This is a genomic window from Streptomyces enissocaesilis (assembly GCF_039533765.1).
Lineage (GTDB): Bacteria > Actinomycetota > Actinomycetes > Streptomycetales > Streptomycetaceae > Streptomyces > Streptomyces enissocaesilis.
In genome coordinates, this window is the sequence record NZ_BAAAUD010000020.1 from 58,432 (window position 1) to 75,232 (window position 16,801).

The following is a 16,801-nucleotide window of genomic DNA, read 5'->3' on the forward strand; positions in this document are numbered from 1 at the left end:
CCCGGGACGGAACGCACCCAAAACTCACCCTGAGCTCACTCCGACGTACGCCTGCGGGCCCGTACCCCACGGAGAGCGGCCCACCCGAGACCGGCTCCGGCGAGCGCCACCAGTACGCCCTCGGGAAGCGGGCCCAGCCGCGTCGCGGGGGTCAGCGAGGAACGCAGCGGCACCTCGGCGACCAGTGCGTCCGGTGTGAACATCTGCGTCTTCTGCACGACCTTGCCGTCCGGCCGGATGACGGCGCTGACCCCGCTGGTCACGGGAACGACGACGGCCCGGCTGTGCTCGACCGCCCGCACCCGCGACATCGCGAGCTGCTGGTAGGTCATCTCGCTGCGCCCGAAGGTGGCGTTGTTGCTGGGTACGGTGATGAGCCGGGCGCCGCCCGTGACGGTGTCCCGCACCGCCCAGTCGAAGGCCGCCTCGTAGCAGGTGGCAAGCCCCACCTTGGTGCCGGCGAGGTCGAAGACACCCACCTTGTCACCGGGTCCGAAGTCCCTGCGGACGCGGTCGGCGTCGGAGCTGAAGAGCCGTACGAAGGAACGCATCGGAATGTACTCGCCGAACGGCTGGACGTGCCGCTTGTCGTACGTCGCGACAGGGCCGCGCTCCGGGTCCCATGCGATCAGGGTGTTGCGCAGCTTGCCCTCGTCCGGCGTGAGCACCGCTCCGACGACCGTCGGGGCGCCGATCGCGCGCACGGCACGGTCGATCACCATGCGGGCGTCGCTGTTGCGGTAGGGGTCGAGGTCGGAGGAGTTCTCCGGCCACAGGACGAAGTCGGGCCGGGGCACCCTGCCGGCCGTGACGTCCTCGGCGAGCTCTTCCGTACGCCGTGCGTGGTTGTCCAGCACGGCGCGGCGCTGGGCGTTGAAGTCGAGGCCCAGCCGTGGCACGTTGCCCTGGATCGCGGCGGCCGTCGCAGTGCCGTCCTGCGCGGAGTTGTCGACGAGCGGCAGGGCGGCCAGGGCGGCCGTGACCGGTACGACGACGCTCAGTGCCGCAAGGGCCGCTCCCCCGCGCGGTACGCGGCGGGTCGAGCGGTACGTCCGGAACTGCCGCAGCGCTTCGTGGAGCCCGAAGCCGCACAGCACGACCGCGAAACCGAGGAAGGGCGTGCCGCCGACCGCCGCCAGGGGCAGGAAGACGCTGTCCGCCTGACCGAAGGCGATCTTGCCCCAGGGGAAACCGCCGAACGGCACGCGCGCGCGTGCCGCCTCGCCGAGGACCCACACGGCGGCGCCCCACACCGGCCAGAGCGGCAGTCGGGCCACCACGGCGATACCGACGCAGCACACGGCGACGAACAGGGCCTCGGCTGCGGCCAGCGCGAGCCACGGCACCGGGCCCACCTCCTCGCCCGTCCAGCTGAGCAGCGGCAGCAGGAAGCCGAGGCCGGCGAGGAGGCCGAGACCGAACGCGGCCCGGGCCCGCCGCCCGTGCAGACACCACCCGAGCAGGGCGAAGCCCGGCAGTACCAGCCACCACAGCGGACGGGGCGGGAAGCTGGCGTACAGCAGCAGACCGGAGAGTACGGCGGCCGCGGGGGCCGCGAGCCGGGTCAGCATGCTTCTCCCGCGCGAGGGGGCATCGGAGTGCGGGGCCAGCTGTGCTGCGGGCTGGTCCACGGCAGTGGGGGTGGCGCTCACGCAGCGGAGTCTACGGTGGCGGGGCGGGGGCCGGAGTGGGCGGCCTCGGCAGCTGAAGCAGCGTTCCCGCGCCACCCGTACCCACCTGGCCGTCCCTGCCCCTGCCGTGTGCGCCAGTCCCTGGCATCCGGCCGGTCCGGGCCGTGGCCGGCGGGATCCGTCCCAGGCCGGGGGCGAGGGGATGGCTGCACCGGCGGTACCGGCCGTACCGTTCCCGGCGTGCGAACGCGGCGCCCTCACCGGTGCCGCCGGCGACGTGCCCCCGGTGGCCGCGCCGTCCGGTCGCTGGGGACGGCGCAGCCGCTGCGGGGGCGAAGGCGCGGGCGCGCAGCCGTCGGCTGCGGCGCCCGCCCGGTGGTGCTTTCCTCCCCGGCCTTCCCCCGGCCCGGTCCCGGTTACGGGGTCTTGCCGGGCTTACGACGTCTTGCCGGCCGCGGCGGCGCGCAGACGCGCGCGGACGACGCGTACCGCCGTTTCCGCGTCGTCGACGGTCACCGTGAAGATCCGGCCGTCACCGAGACGCAGGACGACTCCCTCGCCCCTGCGGACGATCACGGCCATCCCCTTCTCGGGGCGCCAGCGGTAGCCCCAGCCGCCCCACTGCCGTGGCGTGACGCTCGGCGCGAATTCCGCGCCCACCACATGGGTGAGCGGTATGCGCCGACGGGGCAGGCCCATGTGGCCGCAGCGCACCTCGAACATGTCGCTGTCGATCCTGACCGCCACATGGACGAAGGCCAGGGTCCCGAACAGGATGAGCAGGCCGGCCGCCAGGCAGCCCACGACCGACATCAGCAGTGGGGCGCTCCAGGGGGAGCCGAAGGCCAGCTGGACGCCGAGCGCGATGCAGCCGCCGCCGGCGACCGCGAGCAGCCACTGCGCGCGGTTGGTCGCACGGCCGCTCCATACCGCGGGAGCGGGCTCTGCCCCGGGCACCGTACCGCGGGAGTGGTCACTCATACGAGCAGCGTACTCACGTTCCGCTTTCGGGGCAGCGCCAGGCCGGGCCACCGGGCCCGGTGGGGGTCAGCGCGCGACGTCGACCGTGTCGAGCAGACGGCCTTCGGCGTACGCGAGAGCGGCGCCGGGCAGCGCGGAGTGCCGGCCGCTGAGCAGCACGGTGAGAGCGGCGCCCGGCGCGGCCGCGGGGGCGGGCTGCGCGCCGATGCGGCGCAGCGCCTGGGCGGCCACGGCTTCGGCGGACCCGTGGAGCACGACGGGCGGCAGACCGTGCGGCCGGACGGCGGTGCGGATGCGTTCGGCGACCAGTTCGTAATGGGTGCAGCCCAGGACGACGGCCCTTGCCTCGCCGGGGGTGAGGGCGGCGGCCGCGGCGATGGCCCGGTCGACGGCCTCCTCGTCGGCATGCTGCACGGCGTCGGCGAGGCCGGGGCAGGGCACTTCGGTGACGTCGATGCCGTCGGCGAAGTCGCGGATGAGGTCGCGCTGGTAGGGGCTGCCGGTCGTTGCGGGGGTGGCCCAGATGGCGAAGGGGCCGCCGCCCACGGCGGCCGGCTTGATCGCGGGCACGGTCCCGATGACCGGGACGCCGGGCTCCAGCTCCGCGCGGAGCGCGGGCAGGGCGTGCACGGAAGCGGTGTTGCAGGCCACGATCAGCGCGTCGGGCCGGTGTACGGCGGCGGCCCGTGCCACGGCGAGCGCGTGCTCGGTGACGTCGGCCGGCGTACGCGGCCCCCAGGGCATGCCGTCGGGGTCGGAGGAGAGGACCAGATCGGCGTCGGGCCGCAGCCGACGTACCGCGGCGGCCGCCGCGAGCAGGCCGATTCCCGAGTCCATGAGCGCGATCTTCACCCGGTCACCATAGTCGACCGTCCTTGCGTCGGCGCCGGGGTGGGGCAGACTGCGGCGGATGAGCGCCATTGCCTGGATTGCCGTGGGATCGCTGGCCGCGTGGGTGTGGCTGCTGCTGGGCCGGGGTTTCTTCTGGCGCACGGACCAGCGGCTGCCGCGGCGCGAGGAGCCCGACGGGTGGCCGGATGTCGCCGTCGTCGTCCCGGCGCGCGACGAGGCCGGGGTACTGCCCGTGAGCCTGCCGTCGCTCCTCTCCCAGGACTATCCGGGGCGTGCGGAGATCTTTCTCGTCGACGACGGCAGCCAGGACGGTACGGGCGCGCTGGCGCGGGAGCTGGCCCGCCTGCACGGCGGGCTGCCGCTGACCGTGGTCTCGCCCGGCGCCCCGGAACCCGGCTGGACCGGAAAGCTCTGGGCCCTGCGGCACGGCATCGCGCTGGCCCGCGCGCGGGGGCCCGAGGGCGAACCCGAGTACCTGCTCCTCACGGACGCCGACATCGCACACGCCCCGGACAGTCTGCGCGAACTGGTGGCCGCGGCCGGTGCCGACGGTCTCGACCTGGTCTCCCAGATGGCGCGGCTGCGCGTCGTCAGCGCGTGGGAGCGGCTGGTCGTTCCCGCGTTCGTGTACTTCTTCGCGCAGCTCTATCCGTTCCGGTGGGTCAACAGGGCGGGGGCGCGGACGGCCGCCGCCGCGGGCGGCTGCGTGCTGCTGCGGAACGGGGCCGCGGCCCGCGCGCGCGTGCCCGACTCGATCCGGCAGGCGGTGATCGACGACGTGTCGCTCGCCGCGGCCGTGCAGCGCAGTGGGGGCGGGATCTGGCTGGGGCTCGCCGAGCGGGTGGACAGCGTGCGCCCGTATCCGCGCCTGGGTGATCTGTGGCGGATGGTCTCCCGCAGTGCGTACGCCCAGCTGCGGCACAGCCCGTCGCTGCTCGCGGGAACGGTCGCGGGGCTCGCGCTGGTGTACCTCGCTCCCCCGCTCACGCTGTGCGCCGGTCTGCTGTCGGTGGACGGCACGGCGGCCTGGGCGGGCGGCCTGGCCTGGGCGGTGATGACCGCTACGTACCTCCCCGTACTGCGCTACTACCGGCAGCCGCTGTGGCTCGCCCCGGCGCTGCCGTTCACCGCGGTCCTCTATCTGCTGATGACCGTCGGTTCCGCCGTGCAGCACTACCGGGGGCGGGGCGCGGCGTGGAAGGGGCGTACGTACCCCCGTCCCGAGGCCGCACCCGAGCGCTGAGCCTCGCGCCTGTCGCCGGGTCCCGCCGGGACTCCGGGGCCGTCACTTCCTGCCGGGCGTCCAGTTCATGCCCCACCCGTAGGCGTGGTCGATGGTGCGCTGCGGGCTGACGCCGCGCTCCGGTACCAGGTAGCGGGCTTCGCGGCGCACGGTCAGATCGCCGCCCTCGTTGGTGAGGAGGGCGAGCGCGGCGACGGTGGACGGCACGGTGCACTCGTCGAGCGAGAAGTCGATGGGGGCGCCGTGCTGCGGTGTGAGCGTGACCGTGGCGTGCAGGTCGGCGAAGGAACGCGCCCCTTCGTAGACGGCGACGAAGATGATGACGCGGTGGAGCTCGTCCTTGTGGTCGAGGTTGACGGTCAGGTTCTCGCCGGTCCTCACCGCCCCGGTGCGGTCGTCGCCGTCCAGGTGGATGTACGGCGGCTGGTGCAGCGAGCCGAAGGCGTTGCCGAGGGCCTGGACGACTCCCTTGCGGCCGTCGGCGAGCTCGTAGAGGGCGCACAGGTCGAGGTCGAGGTCGCCGTGCAGGGCCATGGCCCTGCCGAGTTTGGCGCCCCAGCCCTTGAACTGCTTGCGCACCTCCCAGTTGAGGTTCACGCGCATCGTGCCCGTGGTGCCGCCCTGCTTGGCGAGGGAGACGACCGGGGCTTCCTTGGTCAGCGTGACTTTGGTGAGGCGCACAGGAGCGGGGGGCGGGGCCGGAGCGGGGGGCGGGGCCGGGGCCGCCACCGGAGCCGGGGCCAAGGGCTGGACGGGGGCCGGGTCCTGCTGCCGGGGCTCGTCGACGCTGATGCCGAAGTCCCTCGCCAGACCCTCCAGTCCGCTGTCGTAGCCCTGCCCCACGGCGCGGAACTTCCAGGTGCCCTGCCGCCGGTAGAGCTCCCCGAGGACGAAAGCCGTTTCGACGCTCGCGTCCTGGCTGTCGAAACGCGCGATCTCGGTGCCGTTCACCGCGTCCAGCACACGTACGTAAAGCTCCGGCACCTGTCCGAAGGTGCCGCCGTCCGCCGAGGCCGCCACCACCACGGTCTCCACCGCGGCCTCCACGCGCGCGAGATCGACGGAGAGCGTGTCCGTCACGCTGTGCCCGGACGCCCTCTTCCCGTCGTGCCGGACCGCGCCCGAGGCGTGGGCGGGTGCGTTGTAGAAGACGAAGTCCGCGTCGGAGCGGACCTTTCCCGACATCAGCAGGAGGGCCGAAGCGTCGACGTCCGGGGCGCCAGGGCCTGAACGCCATCCCAATTCGATGCGCACGGCCTGTGCCGGCACCGGCACATTGGTTCCTTTAAGCATGGACATGATCGCCCCCATCACGGGTCCGGGTGTCTGGAGATTTATGTACGGTCAACCTATTCCTCCGCGCCCCACAGGCCCCCGGCGCCGGTCCGAAGATCACCCGGCAACCCCGGGTAACCCATGGCCAGTGCACCCTTTACATGATTCCAACGCCACACGGCGACCGTTTTTCCCAAGTTCGCTCGGATTGGGGATCCGTCATCACGCACAACTCGTAAAACAACCCTCTTATCTGGCTCCCCAACCAGAACATCTTCGGCTTAACTTAGGTGCCATGACCTCCCCCCGCGCCACCTACGGCGGCGGTTACTCCTCCGCCCCGTCCTTCCCGGACACTCCGATCTACGACTCCCTCGTCGCAGAACGGGGCACGCCCCAGATCGCTCCCATCCGGGTACCCTCCGCGTACGACACCGGAAACAGCTATCTGCCGGCTCTTCCGGCGGCGCTTCCCGCGCTCCCTTCGGCACCTTCCCACTACGCTCCCGCCCCTTCGTACGGCTACCCGCAGCAGGCCGCGCCCCAACCGGCGGCGCTCCAGCACGCGCCCGCGCCGTACATCCCGCAGCAGGCCACGGGCCCCCGTGGTTACCCGGGACCGCAGCAGTACCAGCAGTACCAGCAGCAGCAGCCGCGCCAGCCCGCCGCCGCCACCGGGTACGAGGCCATGCGCCCCGCGGCGCCGCGCCCGGTGCCCGCGGCCACGCCGTACGACGACCCGTACAACCACCAGTACCAGGGCCGGGGGTACTGACCGGCCGTACGACTGTCCGACCCGGCTGGCAGGATTGGCCGCATGCCGAATTCACTTCTCCATGCGGTCCATGTCTACCCGGTCAAGTCGGTGGCGGGGTGTGCGCCGGACGAAGTGAAGGTCGAACCGTGGGGTCCGGCCGGGGACCGCAGATGGATGCTGGTCGACCCGGCCGGCAAGGTGGTCACACAGCGTCCGCAGCCCCACCTCGCGCTGGTGCGGGCCGAACCCCTGCCCGACGGCGGGATACGGCTGTCCGCGCCCGGCCGCGAGGCGCTGAGTGTCGCCGTGCCGGAGCCGGCGGCCACCATGGTGGCGCACCTCTGGAAGGACGAGGTCGAGGCGGTCGAGGCGGACGCGGGGGCACACGCCTGGTTCAGCGACTACCTGGGCACCGAGGTGCGTCTCGTCCACCTCGACGACCCGGCACGCCGCCGCCCCGTCGACCCCGACTACGCGGAGCCCGGCGAGACCGTGAGCTTCGCCGACGGCTTTCCCCTGCTGGTCACCACCCTGGCCTCCCTCGACGCCCTCAACTCGCTCATCGCGCAGGGCGACCACTCCGACGAGGGGCCGCTCCCGATGAGCCGTTTCCGGCCGAACGTCGTCCTGGACGGCACCGCCCCCTGGGCGGAGGACGGCTGGAAGCGGATCGCGATCGGCGAGGTCGCCTTCCGCGTCGCCAAGCCCTGCGGCCGCTGTGTCGTCACCACCACGGACCAGCGGACGGCGGAGCGCGGCAAGGAGCCCCTGCGTACGCTCGCCAGGCACCGCCGCTCGGGCGACCGGCTGATCTTCGGGCAGAATCTCGTGCCGGAGAACACCGGGACCCTCCGGGTCGGCGATCCCGTCAGAATCCTCGAACAGAACCCCGTTCAGGACCTCCGGTAGGACCTCGCGCAGGACCTCGTGACCGTGGGAACCCGCCGGGGCGGCGGGTGCGTTGAAGAGGCGGACACGGAAGGGGGTGCGGGGCGGTGCGGGCAGCAGCCGGTGTGTGGCGCTGGCGGCGCAATCCACTGTGCCGTACGACCGACCTCGTCGAGGCATGGGCGGCCTTCGCCACCGTGCTGCTGATCGTCTTCCTGGCGCCCGCCGTGGGCCGGCTCTGCGGCACGCTCACCCATGCGGCACTGCAGGAGTCGGTGCGCGTGCAGCACGAGCAGCGCCACCGGACGACGGCCCTCGTCGTCCGGGCCGCGCCCGGCCCGGCCATGCCCGCCGACCCCGAGATCCCCTCGGAACGCGCGCCCCACACCCGGGTGGTGGCCAACTGGACGGCGCGTGACGGCAGCCGTCACACCGGGACGGTGCCCACCACCCGGCGGGCCGCACAGCCGGGCGACCGCTTCCCGGTCTGGACGGACGAACGGGGCAGGGTGGTCGGGCGCCCCATGGACGACGTCACGGCCTCCACCCACGCCACCGTCGCGGGCATCGGTGCGACGGCGGCGGCAGCGGTGTTCTTCGAGGGCGGCAGGCGCCTGTTCGTATGGCGGCTCACGCTGCGTCGGTACACCCGGCTCGACCGGGCGTGGGCCGGGGCCGGCCCCGACTGGGGACGTACGGGCACAGGCAGCTGAACCACGGCCGACCGGTCAACTCGCCGCCCTCCCGCGCGCTACGGTGGAGCGGCCAGATCGTCAGCACAAGGTGGGGGCACAGCAACGCCATGGCACAGGGCACGGTCCAGGTGACGCACACCGGCACATCGCGGTGGCGGCGCCGCACAGGCGAATACGCCTCCCTCGCCGCAGCCCTGGAGGCCGCGGGGGACGGTGACGTGCTCACCGTCGCTCCCGGTACGTACCGGGAGAACCTCGTCGTCCAGCGCGCCGTGACCCTGCGCGGCCCCGAGGGGACGGTCGGTTCGGTCCGTATCGCCCCCGTGGACGGTGTGGCACTGACCGTGCGCGCCTCCGCCGTCCTCCAGGACCTGCACATCGAGGGGCAGGACACGGCCTCCCCCGCCCTGCTCGTCGAGGACGGCACCCCCGAACTCGTCGGCCTGCGCATCGTGACCCGCTCAGCCGTCGGCATCGAGGTGCGCGCCGCGGCCCGGCCGACCGTGCGCCGCTGCACCGTGGACAATCCCGCGGGCGTCGGCATCGGCGTGCTGGAGGGCGCGGGCGGGCTGTTCGAGGAGTGCGAGGTGGTCGCGGCCGGCCAGTCGGGCGTCTCGGTGCGCGGCGGTGCGCACCCGCGTCTGGAGCGCTGCCGCATCCACCACACCTCGGGCGCGGGCCTGTCCGTGAACGGCGAGGGCAGCGGCCTGGAGGCCGTCGGGTGCGAGGTGTACGAGGTCAAGGGCAGCGGCGTACAGGTGGCCGCCCGGGGATCGGCCCATCTGACCGACTGCACGGTGCACCGCACTTCGGCCGACGGCGTCACCCTCGACACCGACGCCGTGCTGACGCTCTCCGACTGCGACATCCACGACATCCCGGAGAACGCGATCGACCTGCGTTCACGCGCGGTCCTCACGCTCACCCGTTCCACGGTGCGCCGGTTCGGCCGCAACGGGCTGTCCGTCTGGGACCCCGGCACGCGCGTGGACGCCAACCAGTGCGAGATCCACGACAGTACGGGCGACTATCCGGCCGTCTGGGTCAGCGACGGCGCGACCGCCGTCCTGGAGGCCTGCCGGGTGCACGACGTCCCCGACGCCCTCTTCGTCCTCGACCGCGGCTCGCGCGTCGACGTCGTCGACAGTGACCTGTCCCAGGTCCGCAACACGGCGGTCTCCGTGAGCGACGGCGCGACCGCGCAGCTCGACGACTGCCGGATCCGCGAGGCGGCGACCGGCGCGTGGTTCCGCGACCACGGCAGCGGCGGAACCCTCTCCGGCTGCACCATCGACGGGGCGCAGACCGGTGTCATCGTCACCAAGGGCGCCGACCCGCGCATGGAGCGCTGCACGGTCACCTCGCCCGCCGAGGCGGGTTTCTACGTCTCCGCGGAGGGCCGCGGCACCTTCCACGGCTGCCGGGTGACGGGAAGCAGCGGCTACGGCTTCCACGTGATCGACGGCTGCCGTACGACGCTCACCCGCTGCCGCACCGAGCGCTGCGCGCGCGGCGGTTACGAGTTCGCCGAGGACGGTCCGCTCGTCGAGGACTGCACCAGCGACGAGAGCGGCGTACGGCCCCCGGCCCCGGAGGTCCCCGCCGTGCTGACCGCGACGCAGACCACCGGGCTGCTCGGCGCGGTTCCCGGACAGCGCGCCACAGCGCCCGCGACGGCCCCCCTGCCGGACGCCGAGCCGGTCCGTACGCCGAAGGCCGTGCTCGGTGAACTGGACGCGCTGGTCGGCCTGGAGAGCGTCAAGCGCGAGGTGCGCGCCCTCACCGACATGATCGAGATCGGCCGGCGCCGCCAGGAGGCCGGGCTCAAGGCCGCCTCGGTCCGCCGCCACCTGGTCTTCACCGGCTCCCCGGGCACCGGGAAGACCACGGTCGCGCGGCTGTACGGCGAGATCCTGGCCTCGCTCGCGGTGCTGGAGCGCGGTCATCTCGTCGAGGTGTCGCGGGTGGACCTGGTGGGCGAGCACATCGGATCGACGGCGATCCGTACCCAGGAGGCGTTCGACCGGGCGCGCGGCGGTGTGCTGTTCATCGACGAGGCGTACGCGCTGTCCCCCGAGGACTCCGGGCGCGACTTCGGCAAGGAGGCCATCGACACGCTGGTGAAGCTGATGGAGGACCACCGGGAGGCGGTCGTCGTGATCGTCGCCGGATACACGGCGGAGATGGAGCGCTTCCTGAGCGTCAACCCCGGTGTGGCGTCCCGTTTCTCGCGCACGATCACCTTCTCCGACTACGAACCGGAGGAGCTGCTGCGGATCGTCGAGCAGCAGGCCGAGGAGCACGAGTACCGGCTCGCCGCGGGAACGGGCGAAGCGCTTCTCAAGTACTTCACGGCGCTGCCCAAGGGACCCGCGTTCGGCAACGGCCGCACCGCGCGCCAGACCTTCGAGTCGATGGTGGAGCGGCATGCGGGACGGGTCGCCCGGTTCACCGAGATGAACACGGACGACCTGACCCTCCTCTACCCCGAGGACCTGCCGGAACTTCCCTGATCCAGCGGGGCGTCCGGCCGCTGCCGGGGCACCGCGCACGGCGACAGCCGGTCGAGCAGCGCGGCCCGCTCCCGGTCGAACTCGGGATCCGCCTGGTAGTCGGAGTGTCCCAGCACGGGAGCGGGCAACGGCTGTTCCCTGGTACGTCCGTAGGCGAGCGGGTCCTTGAGCGCGTCCCGGTCCACCGCGGGCCCCTGGCCGCTCCCCTTGACGCGTACCGGGCCGCCGATGGGATCGGTACGGCGCCACAGGTTGCGCCAGCAGTGCACCTCGCCGCCCAGGACCTCCAGGCAGGAGGTACCGAAGAAGGCCGGGAACCAGCGCCCGTACAGCCGCTCCAGCGGTGATCCGTACGTGAGCAGCGCGACCCGGCGCCTGGTGCGCGGCGGCAGCTGCCAGACGGCGGCCGCCGCCAGCACGCTGCCCTGCGAGTGCCCGGAGATGACGAGCCGCCCGCCGGTGCTGTCGGTCCATCCGGCCATGCGCCAGGTCAGGTCGGGGACGGCCCGCTCGGCGTAGCAGGGCGGCGCGAAGGGGTGGGCGGCGCGCGGCCAGAAGGTGCCGACGTCCCAGAGGATGCCGATGGTGCGGCGGGCGGCGGGGTCGCGGTAGGCGCGCCGGCCCCAGGTGACGAACAGTATGAAGCCGACGCCGATCAGCCAGGAGCCGAGCGCCTGCGCGGCCTGCGCCGCCGACGCGACGAAGTCGGGAGTGCCCGCCGCGGCCCTGCCCGGCGCTTTCCCGGTCGCCCAGGCGCCGACGAGCGCGGCGGCTCCCAGCAGCAGGGTGGCGCCCGAGGTGAGGCCGACGAGTGCGGGGGCCCGGTCGGTGAGCGCGGCCATGGCGCGGACGCGGGCGATGCGGCGGGTGCGTACGGAGTCGGGCTCGGCGTCCGGGTACTCCGCCTCGATCTCGTCGGCCATCGCCCGCCGGGCGCGCCGGGTGCGCACGGCGAGGAAGGCGCCGAGCACCAGCAGGAGCACCAGTAGCGGCGGGATGACGGAGGCCTGCCAGGTCAGCAGCACCGGGGGTCCCGCGATGGTGCCACCGGGCTCCCCCGGTGTGCCCGTCCCGTCGAGCCAGTCGGCGACGCGCTGGGCGACGCCGCCGGTCATGACTCCGCCGAGCGCGCAGGCGAGCATGGCGACGGCGGGGCCGCCGAGTCCGCGCATCACCGTACGGGCGTCGGGCGCCCGCCGGAACATGGTGAGCGCGACGACGGCGAGCGCGACGATCAGTGCGCCCTGGGCGAGGACGAGGATGCCGAAGGCGCGGTCGCCGGGGAGCCGGCCCGCGGAGATCCACCCGGGGCGGGACCAGACGGCGTACAGCACGGTCAGGACCAGCAGGGCGAGCGCGGAGCCGGGCAGCAGCGCGACGGTGACCCGGTCGAGCTTGAGGTCGAGGCGGCTTTCGCAGCGGCCCCTGCGGCAGACCACCCAGACCACCACCACGGCCCCCGCGAGCAGGGCCAGTTCGAGCGCCCGGCCGGTCGCTTCCAGGAACGGGACCGAGGCCCGGCGGTCGTAGCGGGCCCCGGCCACGGCGAGGACGGCGGCGACGGTGAGGAAACCGGCGGCGGTGTGGGCGGCCCGGAGCCGGGCGACGAGGCGGCGGCCGTACCAGAAGCCGGGCATGCCCAGGGCGGGGCGGGCCGTCGGCTCGTCGAGGTCGTGCTCGGTGCCGGCGGGCAGGGGGCGCTGGGACTCGTACGCGCTCCAGGTGCGGTGGGAGAGGTACCAGAGGAGGCCGGTCAGCGCGGCGGGCACCACGGCGGCCAGGGCGAGGCGCCGGCCCGGCTGGGACCACCAGCCGCCCCGCTCGGGGGACAGGAAACCGAGCCACGACTTGTCGCCGGAGCAGCGGGAGGAGCCCGCGCACTGCCACGCGGTGAGGTCGAGCGCCACCTCGCAGGCGGCGGCGATCAGCAGCACGGTGAGGCTGAGGGCCAGGAGCCGCACGAGCACGCCGTACGTGCGCACAGTCCTGGTGAGGCCGCGGGTGGTGGGCTGCATCCAGTGGGTGAGGTTGGCGACCATGAAGGGCAGCAGGAGCAGCCACAGCGCGCGGGCGCCGTTGCCGGAGGTGAGGTTGCACCAGACGTACGCCTCGGGGACCGGCCGGTCGCGGGGGCCGGCGTCCGGCTCTCCCGGGCGCAGTTCCGCTTCGGCGTCCTCGGTACGGCGGTACACGGCGGCGGTCTCGTCGCCGGTGACACGGACCGTACGCGGGTCGCCGAGCATCTCCTGGGGGGTGGTGCCGCCGACTCCGTGGACCAGGAGTTCGAGTGCGGCTCCGTCGTCGCGAGGCGGTGTCGGTGTCGGTGTGACACGGGGCACTTCTGTGGCTCGCTCTCGTGGTGGGAGGATCGGGAGGATCGTCTTCCGCGCACCGTGCGGCACGGCGCGGCGCTCAAGGATCCCGGATCATGGGCGGCCGCCGCACCGCTCTCGCCGAATCTCCCCGAATCTCCCCGAGGTCCGGCCGCCGCGCACCCGTGCGAGGATGAACGGCCCCCATGCCTGCACCGCCGTACGAAGGGACCGGACCGACCGTGACCGACAGTCAGAACCTGCTCGCGGAGCAGCGCCGTGCCGTGATCCTCGACGAGGTCAGGCGGCGCGGCGGTGTCCGGGTCCAAGAGCTGACCAGGAAGCTCAATGTCTCCGACATGACGGTCCGCCGGGACCTGGACGCGCTGGCACGCCAGGGTGTGGTCGAGAAGGTGCACGGCGGTGCGGTGCCGGTGGTCGAGGCGAGCACGCACGAGCCGGGCTTCGAGGCCAAGTCGGGCCTGGAGCAGAACGCCAAGGAGGCCATCGCGCGGACGGCCGCCGCGATGGCGGTGCCCGGCAGCGCGATCGCGCTGTCCGGCGGTACGACGACGTACGCGCTGGCCCGGCACCTGCTGGAGGTGCCGGATCTGACGGTGGTGACCAACTCGGTGCGGGTCGCCGACGTGTTCCACACCGCTCAGCGCGCGGGCGGCGGGAGCGGGCCGCGCCCCGGCTCGGCCACGGTGGTGCTCACCGGCGGCGTACGGACACCGTCGGACTCACTGGTGGGCCCGGTGGCCGACCAGGCGATCCGCTCGCTCCACTTCGATGTGCTCTTCCTCGGGGTGCACGGGATCTCGGCCGAGGCGGGGCTCTCCACCCCGAATCTGGCGGAGGCGGAGACGAACCGGCGGCTGGTGCGGTCCGCGCGCCGGGTGGTCGTGGTCGCGGACCACACCAAGTGGGGCACGGTGGGGCTGAGTTCGTTCGCGACGCTCGAAGAGGTCGACACCCTGGTGACGGACGGGGGTCTGTCCGCCCGGACCCGTGAGGAGATCGAGGAGCGCCTCCCGGGCCTGGTGGTCGCGGGCGAGTCCCCGGACGCCGCGGGGACCGCGGGCACCTGACGCAGCGCCGGCGGCCTGTACGGGGCTGGACCGGCAGCCGGGGCCGGGTTCTATGTCTGGGTCTGGGTCTGGGTCTGGGTCTGGGCCGGAACGTTCAGCACGGCCATGTGCCGGTGGCCAGGAACCGGTCGATCGCGGCGCTGTACGGAGCGATGTCCAGGCCCTGTTCGGCGAGCCAGGCGTCCGAGTAGTACTTGTCGAGGTAGCGGTCGCCGGGGTCGCAGATCAGCGTGACCACACTGCCCTTGCGCCCCTCGGCGACCATCCCCGCGACGATCTTCAGCGCGCTCCACAGTCCGGTGCCGGTGGAGCCGCCCGCCTTGCGGCCGATGGCCGCGTCCAGCGCACGTACGGCCGCCACGCTCGCCGCGTCCGGGACCTTCATCATGCGGTCGACGGCGCCGGGCACGAAGCTCGGCTCCATACGGGGCCTGCCGATGCCCTCGATGCGCGAACCGCAGTCGCTCGTGGCGAGCGGGTCGCCGTTGGTCCAGCCGTCGAAGAAGCAGGAGTTCTCCGGGTCGGGTACGCAGATACGGGTGTCGTACTGCATGTAATGGACGTAGCGCGCGATGGTCGCCGAGGTGCCGCCCGTCCCGGCCGTCGCGACGATCCAGGCCGGTTCCGGATACCGCTCCAGCCTCATTTGCTGGTAGACGGATTCGGCGATGTTGTTGTTGCCGCGCCAGTCGGTGGCCCGTTCCGCGTAGGTGAACTGGTCCATGTAGTGGCCGCCGGTCCGGGCCGCGAGGGCGGCCGATTCCTCGTACATCTTCCGCGAGTCGTCGACGAAGTGGCACTGCCCGCCGTGGAACTCGATCAGCCGGATCTTCTCGGGGCTGGTGGTGCGGGGCATCACCGCGACGAAGGGCACACCGATCAGCTTCGCGAAGTACGCCTCCGAGACGGCGGTCGAGCCGCTCGACGCCTCGATCACGGGCTTGCCGGGCCTGATCCAGCCGTTGCACAGGCCGTAGAGGAAGAGCGAGCGGGCGAGTCGGTGCTTGAGACTGCCGGTCGGGTGGGTCGACTCGTCCTTGAGGTACAGGTCGATCTCCCACTCCTGGGGCAGCGGGAAGCGCAGCAGGTGCGTGTCCGCGGAGCGGTTGGCGTCCGCCTGGACCTTACGGACGGCTTCCTTCAGCCAGGCCCGGTACTGCGGATCGCTGCGGTCCACGTCGATGGTCGCCACGGCGTTGCCGGTACGTGCCTGGTCAGCGGTGCTCATGCGGGCCACTCCTCGTCGTAGCGTCCTCCGGGGCAGCTCGTTTCCGCTCCGGGAACTCCGGTCCCCCGGTTGCCACTTTATGCCTCTCACCTGCACAAACGTTGACTTTGGGCAGCCATAGGGATCACTTGTGGGGCGAGCTGGGGCGGGGGTGGAGCGGGACGGCGCGGAAGTGGCTCACGGCCTCGCGCCCCGGCGGCCGGCCACCGAGGGGCTCTGGTGCGCGGGCCCGGGCTTGTGCAGACTGCCCAAGGACACCGTGCGAAGGGGGCGAAGTGATATGGCGGAGCCCGAGTTCAACGCGACGGGCGTACGGATAGGGCGTTGGCCCCGCTCACTGACCAGGGCCGGCCAGGTACTGGTCCAGGACGGCAGGCTCGTCCTGCTGACGAGCAACGGACGGGAGATCGACAACGCGCCGTTGGGCGCCGTGACCGCCCAGAAGCCCTGGTACGCCGGGGACGACTGCACGGTGGCGACGGTCAACGGCACCCGGTACCGGCTCACCATGGGACAGTACGGTCACGCCAAGGACGGCGAGGAGCTGGCCGGGCAGTTCCTGGAGGCGGTCCGCGGCACGCGGAACCTACGCGTCGTACGGGACGCGCGGGACTGATGGCATGCGAGTTGCGCGGCGGCGGCACCTGGGTGACCCTGGTCTCACGTCACTCAGGGTGCAACGGCGGTTACGCTGCGAACCAGCCCCGCCGGACCAGACAGCAGACAGCCACTGCTGGATCCGTTCTCCGTCTTCTTCCGGACCTATTCGGGGAGTCGCAGCCGTGATCAGCGAGCCAAGCAGGCACTGCACGGTGGAGCTCCAGGCCCTGCCGTCGCGGATCGGTCAGGTCCGCAGAATCGTATCGGCGCAATTGCGCTACTGGCATCTCGATTCCTTGATAGAACCGGCGGCGCTCGGCGTCACCGAATTGCTGACCAACGTCCACCGGCACGCAGAGCCGGACAAGATGTGCACCGTGGAGATCGAGCTGTTGCTCGACCGCCTGACGGTGTCCGTCCACGACCACGATCCGCGTCCGCCCACGATCCGTGAGGCCGACGCGTCCGAGACGAGCGGGCGCGGTCTCGCTCTGATCGAGGCAGTCAGCGAAAGCTGGGGTGTACGCCCGCGGGGCGACGCCGGGAAGGCCGTGTGGTTCACGCTGCCCACACCGCTCCCCGCCGTGACACTGTCGCAGCATCCCGTGCACGGGGCGACGCCCGACGGACCGTTCTCGCACGCCGGGGCCGATCCCGGAGCCGTCCCTTCGACGCATGTACCCGCCGCCGTCCGGTCCGCCGCAGTGGGCTGACCGGACGGCGGTCCCGCCGGGC

General features: G+C 72.8%; 14 protein-coding genes. 8 read left to right on the forward strand and 6 right to left on the reverse strand.

The window, feature by feature from the left end; genetic code table 11:
- Positions 1 to 35: 35 nt before the first annotated feature.
- The 3 genes from lnt to ABD374_RS09900 all read right to left on the reverse strand — a co-directional run bounded on the left by lnt (position 36) and on the right by ABD374_RS09900 (position 3,533).
- On the reverse strand, positions 36 to 1,652 hold the full coding sequence (lnt, locus tag ABD374_RS09890) for an apolipoprotein N-acyltransferase (RefSeq protein WP_425577176.1): 1,617 nt from the start codon (positions 1,650 to 1,652) through the stop codon (positions 36 to 38).
- A gap of 414 nt (positions 1,653 to 2,066) precedes the next feature.
- Positions 2,067 to 2,612: a hypothetical protein gene (locus ABD374_RS09895; protein WP_344493575.1), complete on the reverse strand. Its 546-nt coding sequence runs from the start codon at positions 2,610 to 2,612 to the stop codon at positions 2,067 to 2,069.
- Between the two features lie 66 nt (positions 2,613 to 2,678).
- Positions 2,679 to 3,533, reverse strand: a complete 855-nt coding sequence (locus ABD374_RS09900; RefSeq protein ID WP_344493577.1) for a glutamate racemase — start codon at positions 3,531 to 3,533, stop codon at positions 2,679 to 2,681.
- Between ABD374_RS09900 and ABD374_RS09905 the strand changes: the two genes are divergently transcribed.
- The gene (locus tag ABD374_RS09905; RefSeq protein ID WP_344493579.1) at positions 3,523 to 4,707 is read left to right on the forward strand and encodes a glycosyltransferase; all 1,185 of its coding nucleotides are present in this window, start codon (positions 3,523 to 3,525) and stop codon (positions 4,705 to 4,707) included. The two genes, ABD374_RS09900 and ABD374_RS09905, sit on opposite strands and share 11 nt — an antisense overlap.
- Positions 4,708 to 4,749: 42 nt before the next feature.
- Here the strand turns inward: ABD374_RS09905 and ABD374_RS09910 are convergent, their stop codons facing one another.
- A complete protein-coding gene (locus tag ABD374_RS09910) occupies positions 4,750 to 6,006 on the reverse strand; it encodes a TerD family protein (RefSeq protein WP_344493581.1) in 1,257 nt (418 codons plus the stop codon).
- Between the two features lie 271 nt (positions 6,007 to 6,277).
- On the opposite strand from ABD374_RS09910, the gene ABD374_RS09915 reads away from it, so the two are divergent.
- The 4 genes from ABD374_RS09915 (at position 6,278) to ABD374_RS09930 (ending at position 10,835) form a co-directional block, all read left to right on the forward strand.
- Positions 6,278 to 6,757 carry a DUF6643 family protein gene (locus ABD374_RS09915; RefSeq protein WP_344493583.1) on the forward strand — a complete coding sequence of 160 codons (480 nt, stop codon included), beginning with the start codon at positions 6,278 to 6,280 and terminating at the stop codon, positions 6,755 to 6,757.
- A gap of 42 nt (positions 6,758 to 6,799) precedes the next feature.
- A complete protein-coding gene (locus ABD374_RS09920; protein ID WP_344493585.1) occupies positions 6,800 to 7,648 on the forward strand; it encodes an MOSC domain-containing protein in 849 nt (282 codons plus the stop codon).
- A gap of 86 nt (positions 7,649 to 7,734) precedes the next feature.
- A complete protein-coding gene (locus tag ABD374_RS09925; protein ID WP_344493587.1) occupies positions 7,735 to 8,340 on the forward strand; it encodes an Rv1733c family protein in 606 nt (201 codons plus the stop codon).
- A gap of 89 nt (positions 8,341 to 8,429) precedes the next feature.
- A complete protein-coding gene (locus ABD374_RS09930; RefSeq protein ID WP_344493589.1) occupies positions 8,430 to 10,835 on the forward strand; it encodes a right-handed parallel beta-helix repeat-containing protein in 2,406 nt (801 codons plus the stop codon).
- On the opposite strand, the gene ABD374_RS09935 is transcribed toward ABD374_RS09930, so the two are convergent.
- The gene (locus ABD374_RS09935) at positions 10,805 to 13,174 is read right to left on the reverse strand and encodes an alpha/beta hydrolase family protein (protein WP_344493591.1); all 2,370 of its coding nucleotides are present in this window, start codon (positions 13,172 to 13,174) and stop codon (positions 10,805 to 10,807) included. The two genes, ABD374_RS09930 and ABD374_RS09935, sit on opposite strands and share 31 nt — an antisense overlap.
- 215 nt (positions 13,175 to 13,389) lie before the next feature.
- On the opposite strand from ABD374_RS09935, the gene ABD374_RS09940 reads away from it, so the two are divergent.
- On the forward strand, positions 13,390 to 14,238 hold the full coding sequence (locus ABD374_RS09940) for a DeoR/GlpR family DNA-binding transcription regulator (protein WP_344493593.1): 849 nt from the start codon (positions 13,390 to 13,392) through the stop codon (positions 14,236 to 14,238).
- Positions 14,239 to 14,332: 94 nt separating this feature from the next.
- Here the strand turns inward: ABD374_RS09940 and cds1 are convergent, their stop codons facing one another.
- A complete protein-coding gene (gene cds1 / locus ABD374_RS09945) occupies positions 14,333 to 15,466 on the reverse strand; it encodes an L-cysteine desulfhydrase Cds1 (RefSeq protein WP_344493594.1) in 1,134 nt (377 codons plus the stop codon).
- A 280-nt stretch (positions 15,467 to 15,746) separates the two neighbouring features.
- Here cds1 and ABD374_RS09950 point away from each other — a divergent pair, with 280 nt between their 5' ends.
- On the forward strand, positions 15,747 to 16,082 hold the full coding sequence (locus ABD374_RS09950) for a hypothetical protein (protein WP_344493596.1): 336 nt from the start codon (positions 15,747 to 15,749) through the stop codon (positions 16,080 to 16,082).
- Positions 16,083 to 16,248: 166 nt separating this feature from the next.
- Positions 16,249 to 16,779: an ATP-binding protein gene (locus ABD374_RS09955; RefSeq protein ID WP_344493598.1), complete on the forward strand. Its 531-nt coding sequence runs from the start codon at positions 16,249 to 16,251 to the stop codon at positions 16,777 to 16,779.
- The last annotated feature ends 22 nt before the right edge of the window (positions 16,780 to 16,801 follow it).